The organism is Citrobacter sp. 506 (genome assembly GCF_050434985.1).
In the GTDB taxonomy this organism is placed as follows: domain Bacteria; phylum Pseudomonadota; class Gammaproteobacteria; order Enterobacterales; family Enterobacteriaceae; genus Citrobacter; species Citrobacter braakii.
In genome coordinates this window covers 1-21232 of the sequence record NZ_JBNDJN010000005.1, presented here as the reverse complement: position 1 = coordinate 21232, position 21232 = coordinate 1, and the positions used below count along the sequence as shown (strand labels likewise).

At 53.1% G+C, this 21232-nt stretch carries 24 protein-coding genes and 1 pseudogene; 18 read left to right on the top strand and 7 right to left on the bottom strand.

Going from position 1 to position 21232, the window contains the following annotated elements:
• The first annotated feature begins 47 nt into the window (after nucleotides 1–47).
• The 4 genes from ABIE10_RS17865 to argD all read left to right on the top strand — a co-directional run bounded on the left by ABIE10_RS17865 (nucleotide 48) and on the right by argD (nucleotide 2705).
• Nucleotides 48–215 carry a YhfG family protein gene (locus ABIE10_RS17865; RefSeq protein ID WP_016157626.1) on the top strand — a complete coding sequence of 56 codons (168 nt, stop codon included), beginning with the start codon at nucleotides 48–50 and terminating at the stop codon, nucleotides 213–215.
• A complete protein-coding gene (locus tag ABIE10_RS17860; RefSeq protein WP_047501472.1) occupies nucleotides 205–807 on the top strand; it encodes a putative adenosine monophosphate-protein transferase Fic in 603 nt (200 codons plus the stop codon). The genes ABIE10_RS17865 and ABIE10_RS17860 overlap by 11 nt, the downstream gene beginning before the upstream one ends.
• Before the next feature lie 31 nt (nucleotides 808–838).
• Complete coding sequence (gene pabA, locus ABIE10_RS17855) at nucleotides 839–1402, top strand: aminodeoxychorismate synthase component 2 (protein WP_047501474.1); 564 nt, start codon at nucleotides 839–841, stop codon at nucleotides 1400–1402.
• 85 nt (nucleotides 1403–1487) lie between these two features.
• Nucleotides 1488–2705, top strand: coding sequence for a bifunctional acetylornithine/succinyldiaminopimelate transaminase (argD, locus tag ABIE10_RS17850; protein WP_429156468.1), 1218 nt, complete (start codon nucleotides 1488–1490; stop codon nucleotides 2703–2705).
• Nucleotides 2706–2747: 42 nt separating this feature from the next.
• On the opposite strand, the gene ABIE10_RS17845 is transcribed toward argD, so the two are convergent.
• Nucleotides 2748–4835, bottom strand: a complete 2088-nt coding sequence (locus ABIE10_RS17845; RefSeq protein ID WP_016154774.1) for a YccS/YhfK family putative transporter — start codon at nucleotides 4833–4835, stop codon at nucleotides 2748–2750.
• 51 nt (nucleotides 4836–4886) lie between these two features.
• Nucleotides 4887–5519 carry a cAMP-activated global transcriptional regulator CRP gene (gene crp / locus ABIE10_RS17840; protein ID WP_000242758.1) on the bottom strand — a complete coding sequence of 211 codons (633 nt, stop codon included), beginning with the start codon at nucleotides 5517–5519 and terminating at the stop codon, nucleotides 4887–4889.
• Nucleotides 5520–5827: 308 nt separating this feature from the next.
• Here crp and ABIE10_RS17835 point away from each other — a divergent pair, with 308 nt between their 5' ends.
• Nucleotides 5828–6235 (top strand): OsmC family protein, encoded by a 408-nt coding sequence (locus ABIE10_RS17835; protein ID WP_016154773.1) that lies wholly within the window; start codon nucleotides 5828–5830, stop codon nucleotides 6233–6235.
• 93 nt (nucleotides 6236–6328) lie between these two features.
• On the opposite strand, the gene ABIE10_RS17830 is transcribed toward ABIE10_RS17835, so the two are convergent.
• The 4 genes and pseudogenes from ABIE10_RS17830 to ABIE10_RS17815 form a co-directional block, all read right to left on the bottom strand.
• Nucleotides 6329–7198: a phosphoribulokinase gene (locus tag ABIE10_RS17830; protein ID WP_003827751.1), complete on the bottom strand. Its 870-nt coding sequence runs from the start codon at nucleotides 7196–7198 to the stop codon at nucleotides 6329–6331.
• Nucleotides 7199–7251: 53 nt separating this feature from the next.
• On the bottom strand, nucleotides 7252–7470 hold the full coding sequence (locus tag ABIE10_RS17825) for a YheU family protein (RefSeq protein ID WP_003023615.1): 219 nt from the start codon (nucleotides 7468–7470) through the stop codon (nucleotides 7252–7254).
• A pseudogene (locus ABIE10_RS17820) lies at nucleotides 7467–8535 on the bottom strand (hydrolase). Before ABIE10_RS17820 ends, ABIE10_RS17825 begins: the two are co-directional and overlap by 4 nt.
• Nucleotides 8536–8639: 104 nt before the next feature.
• Nucleotides 8640–10541, bottom strand: coding sequence for an ABC transporter ATP-binding protein (locus ABIE10_RS17815; RefSeq protein ID WP_053388946.1), 1902 nt, complete (start codon nucleotides 10539–10541; stop codon nucleotides 8640–8642).
• A 132-nt stretch (nucleotides 10542–10673) separates the two neighbouring features.
• Between ABIE10_RS17815 and kefG the strand changes: the two genes are divergently transcribed.
• The 4 genes from kefG to slyD all read left to right on the top strand — a co-directional run bounded on the left by kefG (nucleotide 10674) and on the right by slyD (nucleotide 13939).
• Nucleotides 10674–11225, top strand: a complete 552-nt coding sequence (gene kefG, locus ABIE10_RS17810; protein WP_181627430.1) for a glutathione-regulated potassium-efflux system ancillary protein KefG — start codon at nucleotides 10674–10676, stop codon at nucleotides 11223–11225.
• Complete coding sequence (gene kefB, locus ABIE10_RS17805) at nucleotides 11225–13030, top strand: glutathione-regulated potassium-efflux system protein KefB (protein ID WP_016154769.1); 1806 nt, start codon at nucleotides 11225–11227, stop codon at nucleotides 13028–13030. Before kefG ends, kefB begins: the two co-directional genes overlap by 1 nt.
• Nucleotides 13031–13038: 8 nt before the next feature.
• Nucleotides 13039–13239: a YheV family putative zinc ribbon protein gene (locus tag ABIE10_RS17800; protein WP_016154768.1), complete on the top strand. Its 201-nt coding sequence runs from the start codon at nucleotides 13039–13041 to the stop codon at nucleotides 13237–13239.
• Between the two features lie 94 nt (nucleotides 13240–13333).
• Nucleotides 13334–13939, top strand: coding sequence for a peptidylprolyl isomerase (gene slyD, locus ABIE10_RS17795; RefSeq protein ID WP_003023634.1), 606 nt, complete (start codon nucleotides 13334–13336; stop codon nucleotides 13937–13939).
• Nucleotides 13940–13988: 49 nt separating this feature from the next.
• Here slyD and ABIE10_RS17790 read toward each other — a convergent pair whose 3' ends face one another.
• A complete protein-coding gene (locus ABIE10_RS17790; RefSeq protein WP_003023639.1) occupies nucleotides 13989–14207 on the bottom strand; it encodes a protein SlyX in 219 nt (72 codons plus the stop codon).
• Between the two features lie 232 nt (nucleotides 14208–14439).
• On the opposite strand from ABIE10_RS17790, the gene fkpA reads away from it, so the two are divergent.
• The 9 genes from fkpA to ABIE10_RS17745 all read left to right on the top strand — a co-directional run.
• Nucleotides 14440–15258, top strand: coding sequence for an FKBP-type peptidyl-prolyl cis-trans isomerase (gene fkpA, locus ABIE10_RS17785; protein WP_016154767.1), 819 nt, complete (start codon nucleotides 14440–14442; stop codon nucleotides 15256–15258).
• Between the two features lie 167 nt (nucleotides 15259–15425).
• Entirely contained in the window at nucleotides 15426–16148 is a 723-nt protein-coding gene (locus tag ABIE10_RS17780) for a helix-turn-helix transcriptional regulator (RefSeq protein ID WP_003023643.1), read from the top strand.
• Nucleotides 16148–16534: a sulfurtransferase complex subunit TusD gene (gene tusD / locus ABIE10_RS17775; protein WP_047501481.1), complete on the top strand. Its 387-nt coding sequence runs from the start codon at nucleotides 16148–16150 to the stop codon at nucleotides 16532–16534. The genes ABIE10_RS17780 and tusD overlap by 1 nt, the downstream gene beginning before the upstream one ends.
• The gene (tusC, locus tag ABIE10_RS17770) at nucleotides 16534–16893 is read left to right on the top strand and encodes a sulfurtransferase complex subunit TusC (protein WP_049041316.1); all 360 of its coding nucleotides are present in this window, start codon (nucleotides 16534–16536) and stop codon (nucleotides 16891–16893) included. The genes tusD and tusC overlap by 1 nt, the downstream gene beginning before the upstream one ends.
• Nucleotides 16894–16900: 7 nt before the next feature.
• Nucleotides 16901–17188 (top strand): sulfurtransferase complex subunit TusB, encoded by a 288-nt coding sequence (gene tusB, locus ABIE10_RS17765; RefSeq protein WP_016157620.1) that lies wholly within the window; start codon nucleotides 16901–16903, stop codon nucleotides 17186–17188.
• A gap of 125 nt (nucleotides 17189–17313) precedes the next feature.
• Complete coding sequence (gene rpsL, locus ABIE10_RS17760; RefSeq protein ID WP_003023654.1) at nucleotides 17314–17688, top strand: 30S ribosomal protein S12; 375 nt, start codon at nucleotides 17314–17316, stop codon at nucleotides 17686–17688.
• Nucleotides 17689–17783: 95 nt separating this feature from the next.
• A complete protein-coding gene (gene rpsG / locus ABIE10_RS17755) occupies nucleotides 17784–18254 on the top strand; it encodes a 30S ribosomal protein S7 (RefSeq protein WP_016154763.1) in 471 nt (156 codons plus the stop codon).
• Nucleotides 18255–18350: 96 nt separating this feature from the next.
• Nucleotides 18351–20465, top strand: a complete 2115-nt coding sequence (fusA, locus tag ABIE10_RS17750) for an elongation factor G (RefSeq protein ID WP_016154762.1) — start codon at nucleotides 18351–18353, stop codon at nucleotides 20463–20465.
• Nucleotides 20466–20534: 69 nt separating this feature from the next.
• Nucleotides 20535–21232 (top strand): elongation factor Tu (locus ABIE10_RS17745; RefSeq protein ID WP_143089777.1); only part of this gene is annotated, 698 nt, incomplete at its 3' end.

Here is a 21232-nt window from a genome sequence, read left to right as displayed (position 1 = left end):
TTGCCGCTTATACTTGTGGCAAGTGTCGGCTCATTCAGGGAGGTCACGTGAAAAAACTCACCGATAAACAAAAGTCCAGACTCTGGGAACAACGGCGAAATGCCAATTTCCAGGCCAGTCGGCGGCTGGAAGGCGTGGATATTCCACGGGTGACTCTGAGCACGGAAGACGCCCTGGCGCGTCTTGAAGAGTTGAGGGGGCACTATGAGCGATAAATTCGGTGATGGACGCGATCCCTATTTGTATCCGGGCCTGAATGTCATGCGTAACCGTCTGGGGATTCATCAGGCACAGCGCCTGGCGCAGGCGGCGTATGAACTGACGGCGCTGCGTGCGGCCACTATCGAATTAGGCCCGCTTAAACGGGGCTTGCCGCATCTGTGCGCCATTCATCGCCAACTGTATCGGGATATTTTTGACTGGGCGGGACATCTGCGAGAAGTGGATATTTACCAGGGCGAGACCCGCTTTTGTCATTTCGCTTATATCGAGAAAGAGGGCAATGTGTTGATGCAGGACCTGGAAGACGAGTCCTGGTTGGTGGGGTTACCGGAAGATAAGTTTGTGGATCGTCTTGCGCACTATTATTGCGAAATCAACGTGCTGCATCCGTTTCGTATTGGCAGCGGTCTGGCGCAGCGAATTTTCTTCGAACAGTTAGCGATTCATGCTGGGTATATATTGAGCTGGGATGACATTCCGGTTGAGGAGTGGAACCTGGCTAATCAGAGTGGGGCGATGGGTGACCTGTCTGCGCTTCGGGCGATATTTCGTAAAGTGGTAAGCGAAGCCCCGGAAACTGAGTAGAATAGCGCGGTTCTTATGTACCGGAGCCGCCATGATCCTGCTTATCGATAACTATGATTCTTTTACCTGGAACCTGTACCAATACTTCTGCGAACTGGGCGCTGATGTCCTTGTCAGGCGCAACGACGAACTGACGCTGGCGCAAATCGACGCGCTAAGCCCGCAAAAAATCGTAATATCCCCAGGCCCCTGCACGCCGGATGACGCTGGGATCTCATTGGATGTTATTCGTCATTTCGCGGGCAAGACACCCCTGCTGGGTGTTTGTCTGGGACATCAGGCTATGGCGCAGGCCTTTGGCGCGACAGTGGTTCGGGCAGCTCAAGTGATGCACGGTAAAACCTCGCCAATTACGCATAACGGGCAGGGTGTTTTTCAGGGGCTCGCCAACCCATTAACGGTGACGCGCTACCATTCTCTGGTGGTTGCCCCCGCGACGCTTCCTGACTGCTTTGAGGTGACGGCCTGGAGTGAAACGCAGGAGATTATGGGCATTCGTCACCGCGAGTGGGATATGGAAGGGGTGCAGTTTCACCCGGAGAGTATTCTCAGCGAACAGGGGCATCAACTGCTGGCTAATTTCCTCAACCGGTGATTTGTGGTTGCTATTCAGTGATTTTTTATTCATATTTTGTGATTATAATTTCACTAACATTTCTGCTTAACAGGGTGGCAATGACATGGCAACTGAACAAACTGCAATTACGCGCGCGACATTCGATGAAGTGATTCTGCCGATTTATGCACCGGCTGAGTTTATCCCGGTAAAAGGGAAAGGGAGTCGAGTCTGGGATCAACAGGGCAAAGAGTATGTTGATTTCGCGGGCGGCATTGCAGTTACTGCACTAGGGCATTGCCATCCGGCCCTGGTGGAGGCGTTAAAAACCCAGGGTGAAACCCTGTGGCATACCAGCAACGTTTTCACCAACGAACCGGCGTTGCGCCTGGGCCGTAAAATCATTGATGCGACCTTCGCCGAGCGCGTGCTGTTCATGAACTCGGGTACCGAAGCTAACGAAACCGCCTTTAAGCTGGCGCGCCACTATGCCTGCGTGCGCCATAGCCCGTTCAAAACCAAAATCATTGCCTTCCATAATGCGTTTCACGGTCGTTCGCTGTTTACCGTGTCCGTCGGCGGGCAGCCGAAATACTCTGACGGCTTTGGACCAAAACCAGCAGATATCATCCATGTACCGTTTAACGATCTGCATGCGGTCAAAGCGGTGATGGACGATCACACCTGTGCAGTGGTGGTTGAGCCTATTCAGGGGGAGGGTGGCGTCACTGCGGCAACGCCGGAATTCCTGCAAGGTTTGCGTGAACTTTGCGACCAACACCAGGCGCTATTGGTATTGGATGAAGTGCAGAGCGGGATGGGCCGTACCGGCGATCTGTTTGCCTATATTCACTACGGCGTGACGCCGGATATCCTCACCAGCGCGAAGGCCCTCGGCGGCGGCTTCCCGGTGAGCGCGGTGCTGACCACCCAAGAGATTGCCTCCGCATTTCATGTGGGTTCGCACGGTTCCACTTACGGTGGTAATCCGCTGGCCTGCGCAGTTGCGGGGGCCGCGTTTGATATCATCAACACGCCGGAAGTGTTGGAAGGTATTCAGGCCAAACGTCAGACGTTTGTCCAGCATTTGCACAAAATTGATCAACAGTTCGACATTTTTAGCGATATTCGCGGGATGGGGCTGCTGATTGGCGCCGAGCTGAAGCCGCAGTTTAAAGGCCGGGCGCGCGATTTCCTGTATGCCGCCGCGCACGAAGGGGTGATGGTACTCAACGCCGGACCGGACGTGATGCGTTTCGCGCCGTCGCTGGTAGTTGAGCAGGCGGATATCGATGAAGGGATGCAGCGTTTCGCACAAGCGGTAGCGAAAGTCGTTGCCTGATTACCTGTTGCCGGATAAGCACAGCGCATCCGGCAGTCGATCTTAACCTTTCATGTCCCGCAGACGGCGGCTCAGCCAGATTCCGTGGTGCGGTCGCTGACGCCATGCTACCGACGAAATGGTGTGCATGGTGTTCAGATGCCCCAGTATCCGTTGCAGATGCTGCTCAAGAGTGCTTAACGGACCGTGGGACAGCATCTCTGGCGCTTCGAGAATATTCACATCGCCTGAGCTTCCCGGTCCGTCATATTCCAGCCGCTGCTGACAGCGCTGGAGCGCAATTTCACAGGATTCCAGATACCGCTGCGCTAAATCCGGCGTCAGCATTGTATGTTCCCTTGCCAGTGTGGTCATCGCGTTGATGTGCTCGACGATGAACTGGCTGTGCGTGACCCACAGTTTCATGTCCGCCAGGTAGTGCGAGTTGAATCCTGGCTCCTGCATCGCCTGGTTCAGTGAGTTGAACAACGTGTTATGCGCCTGATTGACCCGCATGCGTTGATACGCCAGCGGCGTGGCCTGCGGATCGTTGCTGAGGATCAGGCGAATGGCTTCCTGATCGGCTTCTAACGCATCATGGGCGTTCTTACGCAGCAGGCCGCTCTGCCACTGCGGCCACAGCCAGAGTGTACCGCCAAAGGCGATTAAGCAGCCAATAACCGTATCGACAAACCGCGGCACGATAAACTGTTCTCCGTTCAGCGTCAGCAGTTGCAGGGTGTATACCGCCGTGACCGTAAAGCCGACGGTAGCCCAGCCGTAGTTTTTGCGCATGATCAGATAGCTACCCAGGGTAATCAGCAGCATGCCTGCCAGCGTGTAACCTTCCTGAATATGGAAGTGCAGGGTGACCCCGGCAATGACCAGTCCAACGAGCGTTCCTGCTGAACGGTGTAAAATACGTACCCGGGTTGCTCCGTAGCCATTTTGCGTGACGAACAGGATCGTCATCAAAATCCAGTAAGGCTTTGGCAGGTGTAAAGCGCTGCCCATCAGGCTGGCGATACTCAGCATGACGCTGATGCGCCCGGCATTACGTAGCGCCGGCGATTTCAACGACAGATAGTTTTTCAGGGCCGGGATCAGCGGCAACCGACGCTGCTTGTCTGCCATTAAATCTCGGGCGTACAGCGGTCGCTGGGTGCGTAGCACGCGGGCAATACGGCTGAAGTGCCAGTAGCAAAATTGTCCCACCGGATTGTCCGGATGCTGGTTGGCGATTTTCTCCAGCGTGCCAATCTGCTTGTCCATCGAGAAACGGGTCGGCAAGCGGTGATACAAAATATCATCGGCCAGTACCCGAAGGCGTTCGGCGACGGTGCGCGCATTCCAGCGAATCACCTGTTCGGCGTGGCTACGTTCGACCAGCTTTTGCACCTCTTCCGGCTGGTGGAGGCTGACGGAAATATGCTCCTGCAAGTCCAGTGCCTCCTGAAAGGCACGCAGCAGGCGCTTGTAATCGTTGTTGCGATGCGCCGACAGCATATGCATTTGCTGGTAGCACTGGGTAATCAGATCCACCGCTTTCTGCTGGCGAACCAGTAGGGGAGGCAACGCTTTTTCCGGATCGGCATGCTGGGTCAGCAGGCTGTACTTGGCCTCACAGTAATCTGCTAATTCACGGTACAACAAGCTGAGCGATTCACGGAGCGGCTGCTCGCGCCACATCCAGAACCAGAACCAGTTGAACAGGCCGTACCATAACGTGCCCAGCGCATAGATCAGCAACGGTTCCCAGACGGGCATGTTCCCGACCAGGCTTAGCGTGAAAATCGCGGCGATAAGTGAGGCCGGTAACAGTCGGGCATGCAGAGGGCTGAGCTCGGCGGTTACGCCAAGAATCAGCGTCAGTCCGGTGAGGATAAGCGGCAGCGGTATGGCCTGTGCCAGCAGCAACTGCATGATCAGACTGCAACCGGCAAACAAAGACGCGCCAATAGCTAAACGTTTGAAAAAGCGCTTATGCGGGGTATCAAGACCGGCAATGTTGCAGCAGGCAGGGACCAGGGAGAAGAGGAGTCCCAGATGAAGCTGACCGATGATCAGACCAACAGCCACAGGTAAACATAGCACCAGCGTCTGCCGTAGTGCGTAGTTGATCTCTGGGTGGTATATCAGTCTTCGCCACATCGGTGTAAACAAAAGTGGCGCATCACTGAGTAACGCGCCACTTCGATGGGGTTAACGGGTGCCGTAGACGACGATGGTCTTACCGTGTGCGGAGATCAGGTTTTGATCTTCCAGCATCTTCAGAATACGACCAACGGTCTCACGGGAGCAGCCAACGATCTGGCCGATTTCCTGACGGGTGATTTTAATCTGCATGCCGTCCGGGTGGGTCATCGCATCAGGCTGTTTCGCCAGATTCAGCAGAGTCTGCGCGATACGACCCGTTACGTCGAGGAAGGCAAGGTTGCCGACTTTTTCAGACGTGACCTGCAGGCGACGAGCCATCTGTGAAGACAGGCGCATCAGAATATCCGGGTTGACCTGGATTAATTGGCGAAATTTTTTGTAGGAAATTTCAGCGACTTCACATGCGGTTTTGGCACGTACCCAGGCGCTACGTTCCTGACCTTCTTCGAAGAGGCCTAATTCACCAATAAAATCGCCCTGATTCAGATAAGAAAGGATCATTTCTTTCCCTTCTTCATCTTTGATCAGCACTGCCACTGAGCCTTTAACGATGTAATACAACGTTTCCGCTTTTTCACCCTGGTGAATCAGCGTGCTCTTCGATGGGTACTTATGAATATGGCAATGAGACAAGAACCATTCGAGAGTCGGGTCTGTTTGCGGTTTGCCAAGCACCATGCGCGGTTATCCTCTGTTATAAGCTGTCTCCAGAGCCAGAAAACGACGCTGCCTCTGGGTTTGCAAAAATATGCTTCCCGCTACCTGGGAAAGGGGCTGTCAAAAATTAACTGCAGCCTGTAATGTGATGTCCTCTGCATACATGCAGTACGTCAATGTATTACTGTAGCATCCTGACTGTTTTAGCATAGCTTTCGCCGTGTGTCTCCTGGTGTCTCGCTTCAGCATGACGCAGGTCGCCTTCCGTTGCGAGAATTGTTATGTACGCGTAATCTGTCAGGAAAATTGAAACATTGGAGTTACGAAATATGCAAGCGCGTGTAAAGTGGGTTGAGGGGTTAACCTTCCTCGGTGAGTCCGCCTCTGGTCACCAAATTTTGATGGACGGTAACTCCGGTGATAAAGCGCCGAGCCCGATGGAAATGGTATTAATGGCTGCGGGTGGTTGCAGCGCAATTGATGTGGTTTCGATCCTGCAAAAAGGTCGTCAGGATGTGACCAACTGCGAAGTGAAACTGACCTCAGAGCGTCGTGATGAAGCGCCGCGCCTGTTTACCCACATCAACCTGCATTTCATCGTAACGGGTAACGATCTGAAAGATGCGTCCGTTTCGCGCGCAGTCGATCTCTCTGCGGAAAAATATTGCTCTGTGGCGCTGATGCTGGAAAAGGCGGTGAACATTACCCACTCCTATGAAGTGGTTGCTGCTTCGTGATGTCATGCCTGATGGCGTTTCACTTATCAGGCCTACAGGATATAAACGCGTAGGCCGGATAAGGCATCAGCCGCCATCCGGCAAAATAACACCTTACTCTATCTTTTTGCCTTCCATCAGTCGCTGGACCAGCGGCAGCATAATCAATTCCATCGCCAGACCCATTTTCCCGCCCGGAACAACCAACGTATTGATATGGGAAATGAATGATCCCTGCAGCATGGCCAGTAGCCACGGGAAGTCGATCCCTTCCAGGTTCCGAAAATGAATCACGACAAAGCTTTCATCCAGTGATGGAATACTTTTGGCGGCAAAGGGGTTGGAGGTATCAACGGTCGGTACGCGCTGGAAGTTAATATGCGTACGGGAAAACTGCGGCGTAATGTAATTGATGTAATCGTCCATTGAGCGCACCACTGAGTCCATCACCGCTTCGCGCGAGTGTCCCCGCTCGCTGGTATCGCGGGTCAGCTTCTGAATCCATTCCAGGTTCACGATCGGCACTACGCCAACCAGCAGATCGACATGCCGGGCCACGTTTTGCTGTGGGGTTACGACGCCGCCGTGTAGTCCTTCATAGAACAGGACATCCGTCGGTTCAGGCAGCGGCTGCCAGGGTGTAAATGTACCCGGAACCTGATTCCACGGTACGGCCTCATCGTAGGTGTGCAGATATTTTCGCGACTGACCTTTGCCCGTCTGGCCGTATTCGATGAAGGTTTGCTCCAGCAGACCGAAGTCATTAGCTTCGGGGCCGAAATAGCTGATATGCCGCCCGGCATCGCGCGCTTTGCGAATCGCCATGTCCATTTCCGGACGGGTATAACGATGAAAACTGTCACCTTCCACCTCGGCGGCGCGCAGATTTAACTGCGCGAAAATTTTACGAAACGCGAGGCTGGTGGTGGTGGTCCCCGCGCCGCTGGACCCTGTTACCGCAATCACCGGATGTTTGGCAGACATAACAACTCCATGAATAGGTTGAATTTTTATTATAGTCGGCCGTCGGCTACGGATTACTCGTGAATCTGCTTCCTCGGCATAATGTTGACCGTTTCATGCAGTTCGGACCATACCAGCACGGCTTCACCAGATTGTAGTTGGCGTTTGACGTCGGCGACTTTTTGTTCGAGCGAGCGTTCATGTTCACCATAATCGGTGCCTTCGCGCAAGACAAAGCTTTCAATCAGATTGTCCAGCGCGTCCGGGGAGATATCTTGCCAGGGGATGATCATGATGATGCCTCCAGATACGTTGTCAGCCAGTCCGGGATTCTGGATTCCAGCCACATCTCAGGACGGCGCACCGTGCCGCCAATGAATCCGACGTGGCCGCCGTGTTCCGTCAGTTGATACTCTACCTGTGAGGGCAGATTTTCTGGTTTAGGGATCACGTGATGATCCATAAACGGATCGTCCTTGGCATGGATAATCAGCGTGGGTTTGGCGATCTGGTTGAGCAACGGCATAGCGCTACACTGACGGTAATAGTCTATAGCATCGGCGAAACCATGGATTTTGGCGGTGATCAGATCGTCAAAATCGCGAATGCGACGCAGAGATTTCAACTGGCCCAGACTCACCGGCAGCGATCCTGGATACGCCTCTAGCTTGCGCGAGGCATTGGCTTTCAACAGGTTTAGCAGGTAGCGCTGATAGACCCGGGAGAATCCCTTGTCCATATGGTAACTACAGGCTTCCAGCACGAAAGGCGCGGAAACGATAACCGCGGCATCAATTGGAATCTCAGTACCTTCTTTTGCCAGCAGGCAGGCCAGCATGTTTCCACCGAGCGAATAGCCTACCGCCGCGGTCGGCACGCGACCGAACTCACGTGCCAGCCAGTGTAAAAACCAGGTGCCATCTTCTGTTTCACCGGAGTGATAAATACGGTTCAGACGATTGGGTTCGCCGCTGCAGCCGCGAAAATGCATCACCACGCCCAGCCAGCCGCGCTTTTGCGCTGCTTCAATCAGGCCATGTGCGTACGGGCTGTTCAGACTGCCTTCCAGACCGTGAAAAACCACCAGGCGCGGTTTGTGTTTCGCCTGTTGCGGATCTTCACTCCATGCCAGATCGACAAAATCACCGTCGGGCAATTCCAGACGCTGCCAGTGGGCGTCGAACTTCACCTTGCGGCGAATTAAACGCGGCAGCATCGTCTGCAGATGGCGGTTACTGATACCGCGCATCGGGCGGAATTCTCGCGAATCGTCGTTAGGTGGAGTTATTTCTGTGGACGTGATTTCAACCATAACACCAGAGCAATTAATAATCGGAAAGAATAACTATACCGCGCACAGCGCGTGTGGGTTAGCCAATATGTGATTTTGTCGCGAGTCAGTCAGCAGGCAATCATCGGCTATAGTGCCGGATGGCGGCTTCGCCTTATCCGGCACTCATGATTACTCGGCCAGCATCTGCTCAAGCTGTTCCTGAGCCTCCAGCCAGGCCATCTCGCACTCTTCCAGTCCGGATTTCGCACTGGCCTGCTGCTGCAAGCATGCCGTGAGTTCGGCTTTGCGGCTTTGGTCGTACAGTTCGCTATCGCCGAGTTTTTCTTCCGCCTGTGCCAGCTGTGCGTGCAGTTTCTCCATCTCTTTTTCCAGGCGGGAAATCTCTTTACGTAGCGGTTGCGTCAGGGTGCGTAGTTCAGCTTCGCGACGCTTCTGGTCTTTACGTGCCTGGGCGCTGTTAACGCTCTCTTTTACCGGTTCGTCGCTCTGGTTTTCCTGTTTTTGCACATCGCTCAGCCACTGCTGATAATCCTCAAGATCGCCATCAAACGGCTCGACTTTCTTGTCGTGCACCAGATAGAGGTCATCGGTAGTGGAGCGAATCAGGTGACGGTCGTGCGAGACCACAACCAGTGCGCCTTCGAAATCGATCAGCGCTTCGGTCAGCGCCTGACGCATATCCAAATCCAGGTGGTTGGTCGGTTCATCAAGCAGCAGCAGGTTCGGGCGCTGCCAGACGATCAATGCCAGCACCAGACGCGCTTTTTCACCTCCGGAGAAGCGGCGAGTCTCTTCGCTGACTTTATCGCCCTGGAAGCCGAATCCGCCGAGGTAGTCTCGCAGTTTCTGCTCCAGCTCCTGCGGCGCCATGCGCGCCAGGTGCTGAATAGGTGATTCATCGGCGCGTAAAAACTCCAGCTGGTGCTGTGCGAAGTAACCCAGCTTGATGCCTTTTGCCAGGCCAATCTCGCCGCTGATGGGGGCCAGTTCGCCGGCCAGCAGCTTAATCAACGTAGATTTACCCGCGCCGTTGCGTCCGAGCAGGCCGATGCGAGACCCCGGCACCAGATTCAGTTTGATCGAATCGAGAATGACGCGGTCGCCGTAGCCGGCGCTGACCTTTTCCATCTTTAACAGCGGGTTCGGCAGGCTTTCCGGCTCGCGGAAGCTGAAGTGGAACGGGTTGTCCACGTGCGCAGGGGCAATCAGCTCCATGCGTTCCAGCATTTTGATACGGCTCTGCGCCTGCTTTGCTTTGGTGGCTTTAGCGCGGAAACGATCGATATAGCTTTGCAGATGCGCCACGCGCTCCTGCTGGCTTTCGTACATTGCCTGTTGCTGTGCGAGGCGGGTCGCACGCTGGATTTCAAACGCGCTGTAGTTGCCGGTGTACTCGAACATCGTTTGCTGTTCGATATGAATAATTTTATCCACCACCGGGTCGAGGAAGTCGCGGTCGTGGGAGATCAAAATCAGCGTGCCCTGATAGCTTTTCAGCCATCTTTCCAGCCAGATCACCGCGTCGAGATCGAGGTGGTTGGTCGGTTCATCGAGCAGCAGCAGGTCTGAACGGCAAATCAGCGCCTGAGCCAGGTTGAGACGCATACGCCAGCCACCGGAAAAATCGCTGACGGGACGTTCAAGCTGTTCGTTGGAGAAGCCGAGGCCATGCAGCAGGCTGGCGGCGCGTGAGCGCACAGTCCAGGCGTCGATGGCATCCAGCTTGCCATGGACGGTGGCAATGGCGTGTCCATCGTTACGTTCGTTGGCATCGTTCAACTGTGCTTCCAGTTGACGATACTCGCGGTCGCCGTCAATCACATACTCCAACGCCGGCTGTGGCAACGCAGGCGTTTCCTGATTAACCCACGCGAGCTGCCAGTTTCCCGGATAGGTAAATCCTCCGGCGTCGGCGCTGAGTTCATTTTTCAGCAATGCCAGCAGGGTAGATTTACCGCAGCCATTTTTACCTACCAGGCCAACTTTCTGCCCTGGATTAATGGTGGCCGTGGCATTTTCCAGCAAGACGCGCACGCCGCGACGAATTTGTAACGATGAGAAAACAATCATAAGGCGCCGTATGTTCAGACTATGTTAATTTATCATTATGATAATGTAATGTGTGGGCCATTTGCCGCACCGAGGCGCAATGGTAGCCCAAAACGTCGAAAATAGACAAAAGACAAAACCGGGAGGGGGATGATGTTCCAGCCAGCGAAAGTCTTGCTGCTGTATGCCCATCCGGAATCTCAGGACTCGGTCGCGAACCGGGTACTGCTTAAACCGGCCATGCAGCTCAGCAATGTTACCGTGCACGACCTGTACGCGCACTATCCTGACTTTTTTATCGACATTCCGCATGAGCAGGCGCTGCTGCGCGAGCATGATGTGATTGTTTTTCAGCATCCGCTCTACACCTATAGCTGCCCGGCTTTGTTAAAGGAGTGGCTTGACCGCGTACTGAGCCGAGGATTTGCCAGCGGCCCCGGGGGGAATCAACTGGCGGGAAAGTACTGGCGGAGCGTTATCACTACCGGCGAGCCGGAAAGCGCCTACCGCTATGACGCGCTAAACCGTTATCCAATGAGCGATGTACTGCGCCCTTTTGAGCTAACGGCCGGTATGTGCCGCATGCACTGGATGAGCCCTATCATTGTCTACTGGGCCAGACGGCAAACGAAGCAGGAGCTGGGCAGCCATGCGAAAGCGTATGGTGACTGGCTGGCGAATCCGATCCCTGTGGGAGGCCGCTGATGGAAGGTTCTGATTTATTGACAGCCGGCGTGTTGTTCCTCTTCGCGGCGGTGGCTGCAGTTCCTCTGGCCTCAAAACTGGGTATCGGTCCGGTGCTGGGTTACTTGCTGGCGGGGATTGCTATTGGCCCATGGGGATTAGGGTTCATCAGCGATGTGGATGAAATCTTACACTTTTCCGAACTGGGCGTAGTTTTTCTGATGTTCATCATTGGGCTGGAACTTAATCCAGCCAAATTGTGGCAATTGCGGCGTTCAATTTTTGGCGTCGGCGCCGCGCAGGTGATGCTAAGTGCGGTCGTGCTGGCAGGGCTACTGATGCTTACAGCGTTCTCCTGGCAGGCGGCAGTGGTTGGCGGCATTGGTCTGGCGATGTCATCCACCGCTATGGCGCTACAGTTGATGCGCGAAAAAGGCATGAATCGCAGTGAATCCGGACAACTGGGCTTTTCGGTGCTGCTATTTCAGGATCTGGCGGTGATCCCCGCATTGGCGCTGGTTCCGCTGCTGGCGGGGTCTGCTGACGAACATTTTGACTGGATCAAAGTAGGGATGAAGGTGCTGGCCTTTGCCGGCATGCTGATTGGCGGGCGCTATTTGCTGCGTCCGGTTTTCCGCTTTATTGCGGATTCTGGCGTGCGGGAAGTGTTCACCGCCGCCACGCTGCTGTTAGTGCTGGGTTCTGCTTTATTTATGGATGCGCTGGGTCTGTCGATGGCGCTGGGGACCTTTATCGCGGGCGTTCTGCTGGCGGAAAGCGAATACCGACATGAGCTGGAAACGGCAATCGATCCGTTTAAAGGCTTGTTGCTTGGCCTGTTTTTTATCTCCGTAGGTATGTCGCTTAACCTTGGCGTGCTCTATACCCATATTTTATGGGTGGCGGCGAGCGTGATGGTGCTGGTGGTCGTAAAAATGCTGGTGCTGTATGTACTGGCGCGTCTTAACGGCATGAGAAGCTCAGAACGGATGCAGTTTGCCGGGGTTTTAAGTCAGGGCGGTGAATTCGCTTTCGTGCTGTTTTCAACGGCCTCTTCCCAACGGCTGTTCCAGGGTGACCAAATGGCGCTGTTGTTGGTGACCGTCACGCTGTCGATGATGACCACGCCGCTGGTGATGAAGTTGATTGATAAATGGCTCTCCCGCCAGTTTAATGGCACGGATGAAGAAGATGAAAAACCCTGGGTGGAAGATGATAAACCGCAGGTAATTGTGGTGGGTTTCGGGCGCTTTGGTCAGGTTATTGGTCGTCTGTTGATGGCCAATAAAATGCGTATTACCGTCCTGGAAAGAGATATCAGCGCAGTGAATCTAATGCGCAAATATGGCTATAAGGTCTATTACGGTGATGCCACGCAGGTGGATCTGTTGCGTTCCGCGGGTGCAGAAGCCGCACAGTCTATTGTTATTACCTGTAATGAACCTGAAGACACCATGAAGCTGGTGGAGCTGTGCCAACAGTATTTTCCGCATTTGCATATTCTTGCGCGTGCGCGCGGACGTGTAGAGGCGCATGAGTTATTACAGGCTGGTGTGACGCAGTTTTCCCGCGAAACGTTTTCCAGTGCGCTGGAGTTAGGGCGAAAAACGCTGGTTACGCTAGGGATGCATCCGCACCAGGCTCAGCGCGCTCAGCTGCATTTTCGGCGGCTGGATATGCGCATGTTGCGGGAACTGATCCCCATGCACACGGATACGGTACAAATCTCCCGAGCCAGGGAAGCCCGGCGCGAGCTTGAGGAGATTTTCCAACGAGAGATGCAGCAAGAGCGACGTCAACTGGATGGCTGGGATGAATTTGAGTAGAGGAAACCATGGCAATTCGTAAACGTTTTATCGCAGGCGCAAAATGTCCGTCCTGCCAGGCGCAGGATACGCTGGCGATGTGGCGCGAAAATAATATCGATATTGTTGAGTGTGTTAAGTGCGGTCATCAGATGCGGGAAGCGGATAAAGAGGCGCGCGAGCACGTTCGCAAAGAAGAGCAAGTGATCGGGATTTTTCATCCGGACTAGCGATATGGCGCAGCTTTTTTTAAGCTAGAGGGTACACGGGTGCAGAATTCCGCTACAATCTGCGCCACTATTCTTTCCATGCTCAGGAGATATCATGAAAGTAGCAAAGGACCTGGTGGTCAGCCTGGCCTATCAGGTACGTACAGAAGACGGTGTGTTGGTTGATGAGTCTCCGGTGAGTGCACCGCTGGACTACCTGCATGGTCACGGTTCCCTGATTTCTGGCCTGGAAACAGCGCTGGACGGTCATGAAGTTGGCGACAAATTCGATGTTGCTGTTGGCGCAAACGACGCATACGGTCAGTACGACGAAAACCTGGTGCAGCGCGTTCCTAAAGACGTCTTCATGGGCGTTGACGAACTGCAGGTTGGCATGCGTTTCCTGGCTGAAACTGACCAGGGGCCAGTACCGGTAGAAATTACCGAAGTGGAAGACGACCACGTGGTGGTTGACGGTAACCACATGCTGGCTGGCCAGAATCTGAAATTCAACGTAGAAGTTGTCGCTATCCGCGAAGCGACCGAAGAAGAGCTGGCTCACGGCCACGTTCACGGTGCGCACGGTCACGACCACGATCATGACCACGGTCATGACGGTTGCTGCGGTGGTCACGGTCACGACCATGGTCACGAGCACGGTGGCGAAGGCTGCTGCGGCGGTGGCGGTAAAGGTAACGGCGGCGGTTGCGGTTGCCACTAATCGTTATACGGCATAAAAAAAAGCGGGAATATCCCGCTTTTTTTATGTCTCAATAATGTGGCGGCGGGGTCTCTTCAGACTGCGACGCGATGTGGGACGGCTGCGTGGCCTTGAGCTTCTCCGTCAATAAACGCAGATGGTCGCGGAGTTTTGCCATTTCCAGTTCATGCGCGGTCACCGTCACGTTGAGCTCTTCAATGGTTATCTCCTGAAATGCCAGGCGACTTTCCAGTTCAGCCAGGCGAGTTTCCATTGTTGTATCCTGCATGATTCACCTCTTTCTTTTTTCTCCGGCAGATCGCGGACTGCGGCGAATTCTACTTAACTTTGCCTGTTTGCACAGCACTCAATCTTCGGTCACGAAACTAATTTAAACAAAAAGAGTCTGAAAAGTGGTGATAATAGGGCGTGCCCGTATGTTGATTTGTTCTGCAACGCTTTATAGTACATTTTTATGTTAGCTAACCTTGGGGTGAGATGCCCCGGCCCTGGAGATATGGATGAAATCACTGTTTAAAGTAACGCTGCTGGCGACCACAATGGCTGTTGCTCTGCATGCCCCGATCACCTTCGCTGCTGACGCTGCGAAACCAGCCGCTACTGCTGACAGCAAAGCAGCATTCAAGAATGACGACCAAAAAGCCGCTTACGCGCTGGGCGCGTCCCTGGGTCGTTATATGGAAAACTCTCTGAAAGAGCAGGAAAAACTGGGCATCAAACTGGATAAAGATCAGCTGATCGCTGGCGTTCAGGATGCGTTTGCAGACAAGAGCAAACTGTCTGACCAGGAAATCGAACAAACTCTGCAGGCGTTTGAAGCACGCGTGAAGAGCTCCGCTCAGGCGAAAATGGAAAAAGACGCGGCTGACAATGAAGCCAAAGGTAAAGTTTACCGCGAGAAATTTGCTAAAGAGAAGGGCGTTAAAACCTCTTCTACTGGCCTGGTCTATAAAGTAGAGAAAGAAGGTACCGGCGCTGCACCGAAAGATAGCGATACCGTGGTAGTCAACTACAAAGGTACGCTGATTGATGGTAAAGAGTTTGATAACTCTTATACCCGCGGTGAGCCGCTCTCTTTCCGTCTTGACGGTGTTATCCCAGGCTGGACCGAAGGCCTGAAAAACATCAAGAAAGGCGGCAAAATCCAGCTGGTTATCCCGCCGGATCTGGCTTACGGCAAAACCGGCGTACCGGGCATTCCGGCTAACTCTACGCTGGTCTTTGATGTTGAACTGTTAGACATCAAACCGGCACCGAAAGCCGATGCGCAGCCAGATGCTGCACCGGCTGCTAAAGCTGCGGACAGCAGCAAAAAGTAAGTAACCAGACACCGCCGCCCACAGGGCGGCGGTTTTTTATTATCGACAGGATATAATTAATACTGGAAAGCGCCTTGTGCGCTGTATTACTTTAGATGCCCCTATAATAGTGATGAGCCTGCCCTGACAACATAACGACAGGCTCCTGAAAAGGAGTGCTTTTTTTCATGTCCAGGTCGCTTTTAACCAACGAAACCAGTGAGCTAGATTTACTGGATCAACGTCCTTTCGATCAAACCGATTTCGATATCCTCAAATCCTACGAAGCGGTTGTGGACGGGTTGGCGATGCTCATTGGTTCCCATTGTGAAATCGTATTGCACTCTTTGCAGGATTTGAAATGCTCGGCCATCCGCATTGCTAACGGTGAACACACGGGCCGCAAAATTGGCTCGCCGATTACTGACCTTGCGTTGCGTATGCTGCATGATATGACGGGTGCGGATAGCAGCGTGTCGAAGTGTTACTTCACACGTGCGAAAAGCGGTGTCTTGATGAAGTCGGTGACGATTGCCATTCGCAACCGTGAGCATCGCGTGATTGGTCTGCTGTGCATCAACATGAACCTTGATGTTCCATTCTCGCAGATAATGAATACCTTTATCCCACCGGAAACCCCGGAAGTGGGTTCTGCCGTTAACTTCGCTTCTTCGGTGGAAGACCTGGTTACCCAAACGTTGGAATTCACGATTGAAGAAGTGAATGCCGATCGTAATGTTTCCAACAATGCCAAGAATCGCCAGATTGTCCTGAATCTGTATGAGAAAGGTATCTTCGATATTAAAGATGCCATTAACCAGGTCGCCGATCGGCTGAACATCTCCAAGCACACGGTTTACCTCTATATTCGTCAGTTCAAAAGCGGCGATTTCCAGGGGCAAGACAAGTAATGCGTTTTGCCATTATGGTGACGGGGCCAGCTTATGGCACGCAGCAGGCGAGCAGCGCGTTGCAATTTGCTCATGCGTTACTCAAAGAAGGGCATGACCTATGCAGCGTCTTTTTCTATCGTGAAGGTGTGTATAACGCCAACTTCCTGACTTCACCTGCCAGTGATGAATATGATCTGGTGCGGGCCTGGCAACAGCTGAACCAGCAGCATGGCGTGACGCTGAATATCTGCGTAGCTGCGGCGCTGCGTCGCGGCGTCGTCGATGAAACAGAAGCGAAGCGACTGGGACTGGCAGGGGCTAATTTACAATCAGGTTTTAACCTCAGCGGACTGGGTTCGCTGGCTGAGGCATCCCTGACCTGCGATCGCGTGGTGCAGTTTTAATGAAACGTGTTGCTTTTGTCTTTTCTACCGTGCCGCATGGCAGTTCGTCTGGCCGCGAAGGGTTAGATGCCTTACTGGCGACATCGGCATTAACGGAAGACCTCGGCGTATTTTTTATCGGCGATGGCGTTTTTCAAATCCTCCAGGGACAACAGCCGGATGTCGTGCTGGCTCGCGACTATATCGCAACCTTCAAGCTGTTAGGGTTGTACGATATCGATCAATGTTGGCTTTGTGCCGCCTCATTACGCGAGCGGGGCCTCCAGCAGGGGGTTAATTTTGTGGTCGATGCGACAGCGTTAGAGCCGGAAGATTTACGCCGTGAGCTAGGCAACTATGACGTCATTTTAAGGTTTTGAGATACTCATGCTGCACACATTACATCGTTCCGCGTGGCTTACCGATTTCTCCTCTCTTCTTCGCCTGATTGATAAAGACGATGAACTTTTATTGCTTCAGGATGGCGTGACCGCGGCAATAGAAGGAAGCCGTTTCCTTGAAAGTCTGCAAAATGCCTCCATTAAGGTCTATGTACTGGAAGAAGACATTAAAGCTCGCGGCTTAGGTGGTCAAATTTCAGACAGTGTCGTCAGGGTTAGCTATACTGACTTCGTCAGACTTACGGTGAAGCATCCCAGCCAGATGTCCTGGTAATTGTGGGATCGTTGTATATTTCTTGACACCTTTTCGACACCGACCTAAAATTCTGCGTCCTCATATTGTATGAGGTCGTTTTATTACGTGTTTACGAAGCGAAAGCTACAACCAGGAGCTATTTAATGGCAACAGTTAACCAGCTGGTACGCAAACCACGCGCACGCAAAGTTGCAAAGAGCAACGTGCCTGCACTGGAAGCATGCCCGCAGAAACGTGGCGTATGTACTCGTGTATATACTACCACTCCTAAAAAACCAAACTCCGCACTGCGTAAAGTATGCCGTGTGCGTTTGACTAACGGTTTTGAAGTGACTTCCTACATCGGTGGTGAAGGTCACAACCTGCAGGAGCACTCCGTGATCCTGATCCGTGGCGGTCGTGTAAAAGACCTCCCGGGTGTTCGTTACCACACCGTTCGCGGTGCGCTTGACTGCTCCGGCGTTAAAGACCGTAAGCAATCACGCTCCAAGTATGGCGTGAAACGTCCTAAGGCTTAATGGTTCTCCGTTAAGTAAGGCCAAACGTTTTATATTAATGTCAAACTAAACTCGTAGAGTTTTGGACAATCCTGAATTAACAACGGAGTATTCCCATGCCACGTCGTCGCGTCATTGGTCAGCGTAAAATTCTGCCGGATCCTAAGTTCGGATCAGAGCTGCTGGCTAAATTTGTAAATATCCTGATGGTAGATGGTAAAAAATCTACTGCAGAAACCATCGTATACAGCGCGCTGGAGACCCTGGCTCAGCGTTCTGGTAAAGATGGCCTGGAAGCTTTTGAAGTAGCCCTTGAAAACGTGCGTCCGACTGTCGAAGTTAAGTCTCGCCGCGTTGGTGGTTCTACTTATCAGGTTCCAGTTGAAGTCCGTCCGGTTCGCCGTAATGCCCTGGCAATGCGTTGGATCGTTGAAGCTGCTCGTAAACGCGGTGATAAATCCATGGCTCTGCGCCTGGCGAACGAACTTTCTGATGCTGCAGAAAACAAAGGTACTGCAGTTAAGAAACGTGAAGACGTTCACCGTATGGCAGAAGCCAACAAGGCGTTCGCACACTACCGTTGGTAATCCCTTCGGAGTTTTAGTCACCAGGCGGGCGCTTCTAGTAAGCAGCCCGCTTTGGGCTACTTAAATTGAACGCCTAAAAGATAAACGAGGAATCAAATGGCTCGTACAACACCCATCGCGCGCTACCGTAACATCGGTATCAGTGCGCACATCGACGCCGGTAAAACCACTACTACCGAACGTATTCTGTTCTACACCGGTGTAAACCATAAAATCGGTGAAGTTCATGACGGCGCAGCCACCATGGACTGGATGGAACAGGAGCAGGAGCGTGGTATTACTATCACCTCCGCAGCGACTACTGCATTCTGGTCTGGTATGGCTAAGCAGTATGAACCGCATCGCGTAAACATCATCGACACCCCGGGGCACGTTGACTTCACTATCGAAGTAGAACGTTCCATGCGTGTGCTTGATGGTGCAGTAATGGTTTACTGCGCAGTTGGTGGTGTTCAGCCTCAGTCTGAAACCGTATGGCGTCAGGCAAACAAATATAAAGTTCCACGCATTGCGTTCGTTAACAAAATGGACCGTATGGGTGCGAACTTCCTGAAAGTTGTTGGTCAGATCAAAACCCGTCTGGGCGCGAACCCTGTTCCGCTGCAGTTGGCGATTGGCGCTGAAGAAGCGTTCACCGGTGTTGTTGACCTGGTGAAAATGAAAGCCATCAACTGGAACGAAGAAGATGCAGGCGTAACCTTCACTTATGAAGATATCCCGGCTGACATGCAGGAACTGGCTGAAGAATGGCACCAGAACCTGATCGAGTCCGCTGCGGAAGCTTCAGAAGAGCTGATGGAGAAATACCTGGGTGGTGAAGAACTGACTGAAGAAGAGATCAAAAAAGCTCTGCGTCAGCGCGTTCTGAACAACGAAATCATCCTGGTAACCTGTGGTTCTGCGTTCAAGAACAAAGGTGTTCAGGCGATGCTGGATGCGGTAATTGATTACCTGCCATCCCCAGTCGACGTACCTGCGATCAACGGTATTCTGGACGACGGTAAAGATACTCCGGCTGAGCGTCATGCTAGCGATGAAGAGCCGTTTGCTGCTCTGGCATTCAAAATCGCTACCGACCCGTTCGTGGGTAACCTGACCTTCTTCCGCGTGTACTCTGGTGTGGTTAACTCCGGTGACACCATCCTGAACTCAGTGAAAACTGCACGCGAGCGTTTTGGCCGTATCGTACAGATGCACGCTAACAAACGTGAAGAGATCAAAGAAGTTCGCGCGGGCGATATCGCTGCTGCTATCGGTCTGAAAGACGTGACCACTGGTGACACTCTGTGTGACCCGGATCACCCGATCATTCTGGAGCGTATGGAATTCCCTGAGCCGGTAATCTCCATCGCGGTAGAACCGAAAACCAAAGCTGACCAGGAAAAAATGGGTCTGGCTCTGGGCCGTCTGGCTAAAGAAGACCCGTCATTCCGCGTTTGGACTGACGAAGAATCTAACCAGACCATTATCGCCGGTATGGGTGAGCTGCACCTCGACATCATCGTTGACCGTATGAAGCGTGAATTCAACGTTGAAGCGAACGTCGGTAAACCTCAGGTTGCTTACCGTGAAGCGATTCGCGCGAAAGTTACCGATATCGAAGGTAAACACGCTAAGCAGTCTGGTGGTCGCGGTCAGTACGGTCATGTTGTTATCGACATGTACCCGCTGGAGCCGGGTTCAAACCCGAAAGGCTACGAGTTCATCAACGACATCAAAGGTGGTGTAATTCCTGGCGAATACATCCCGGCCGTTGATAAAGGCATCCAGGAACAGCTGAAATCTGGCCCGCTGGCTGGTTACCCGGTTGTTGATCTGGGCGTGCGTCTGCACTTCGGTTCTTACCATGACGTTGACTCCTCTGAGCTGGCGTTTAAACTGGCCGCTTCTATCGCCTTCAAAGATGGCTTTAAGAAAGCGAAACCAGTTCTGCTTGAGCCTATCATGAAGGTTGAAGTAGAGACTCCGGAAGAGAACACCGGTGACGTAATCGGTGACTTGAGCCGCCGTCGTGGTATGCTTCGTGGTCAGGAATCCAACGTCACTGGCGTTGTTATCCATGCTGAAGTTCCGCTGTCCGAAATGTTCGGATATGCAACCCAACTGCGTTCTCTGACCAAAGGCCGTGCTTCTTACTCCATGGAGTTCCTGAAGTACGACGATGCGCCGAACAACGTTGCTCAGGCCGTTATTGAAGCCCGTGGTAAATAAACCACAGGATTAAAACCTAAGTCCCGTGCTCTCTCCCCAGGGGAGAGCACTATAGTAAGGAATATAGCCGTGTCTAAAGAAAAATTTGAACGTACAAAACCGCACGTTAACGTCGGCACCATCGGCCACGTTGACCACGGTAAAACTACCCTGACCGCTGCAATCACCACCGTACTGGCTAAAACCTACGGCGGTGCTGCTCGTGCATTCGACCAGATCGATAACGCGCCGGAAGAAAAAGCTCGTGGTATCACCATCAACACTTCTCACGTTGAATATGACACCCCGACTCGCCACTACGCACACGTAGACTGCCCGGGCCACGCCGACTATGTTAAAAACATGATCACCGGTGCTGCGCAGATGGACGGCGCGATCCTGGTTGTTGCTGCGACTGACGGCCCGATGCCGCAGACTCGTGAGCACATCCTGCTGGGTCGTCAGGTAGGCGTTCCGTACATCATCGTGTTCCTGAACAAATGCGACATGGTTGATGACGAAGAGCTGCTGGAACTGGTAGAAATGGAAGTTCGTGAACTTCTGTCTCAGTACGATTTCCCGGGCGACGACACTCCAATCGTTCGTGGTTCTGCTCTGAAAGCGCTGGAAGGCGAAGCAGAGTGGGAAGCGAAAATCATCGAACTGGCTGGCTTCCTGGATTCTTACATCCCGGAACCAGAGCGTGCGATTGACAAGCCGTTCCTGCTGCCTATCGAAGACGTATTCTCCATCTCCGGTCGTGGTACCGTTGTTACCGGTCGTGTAGA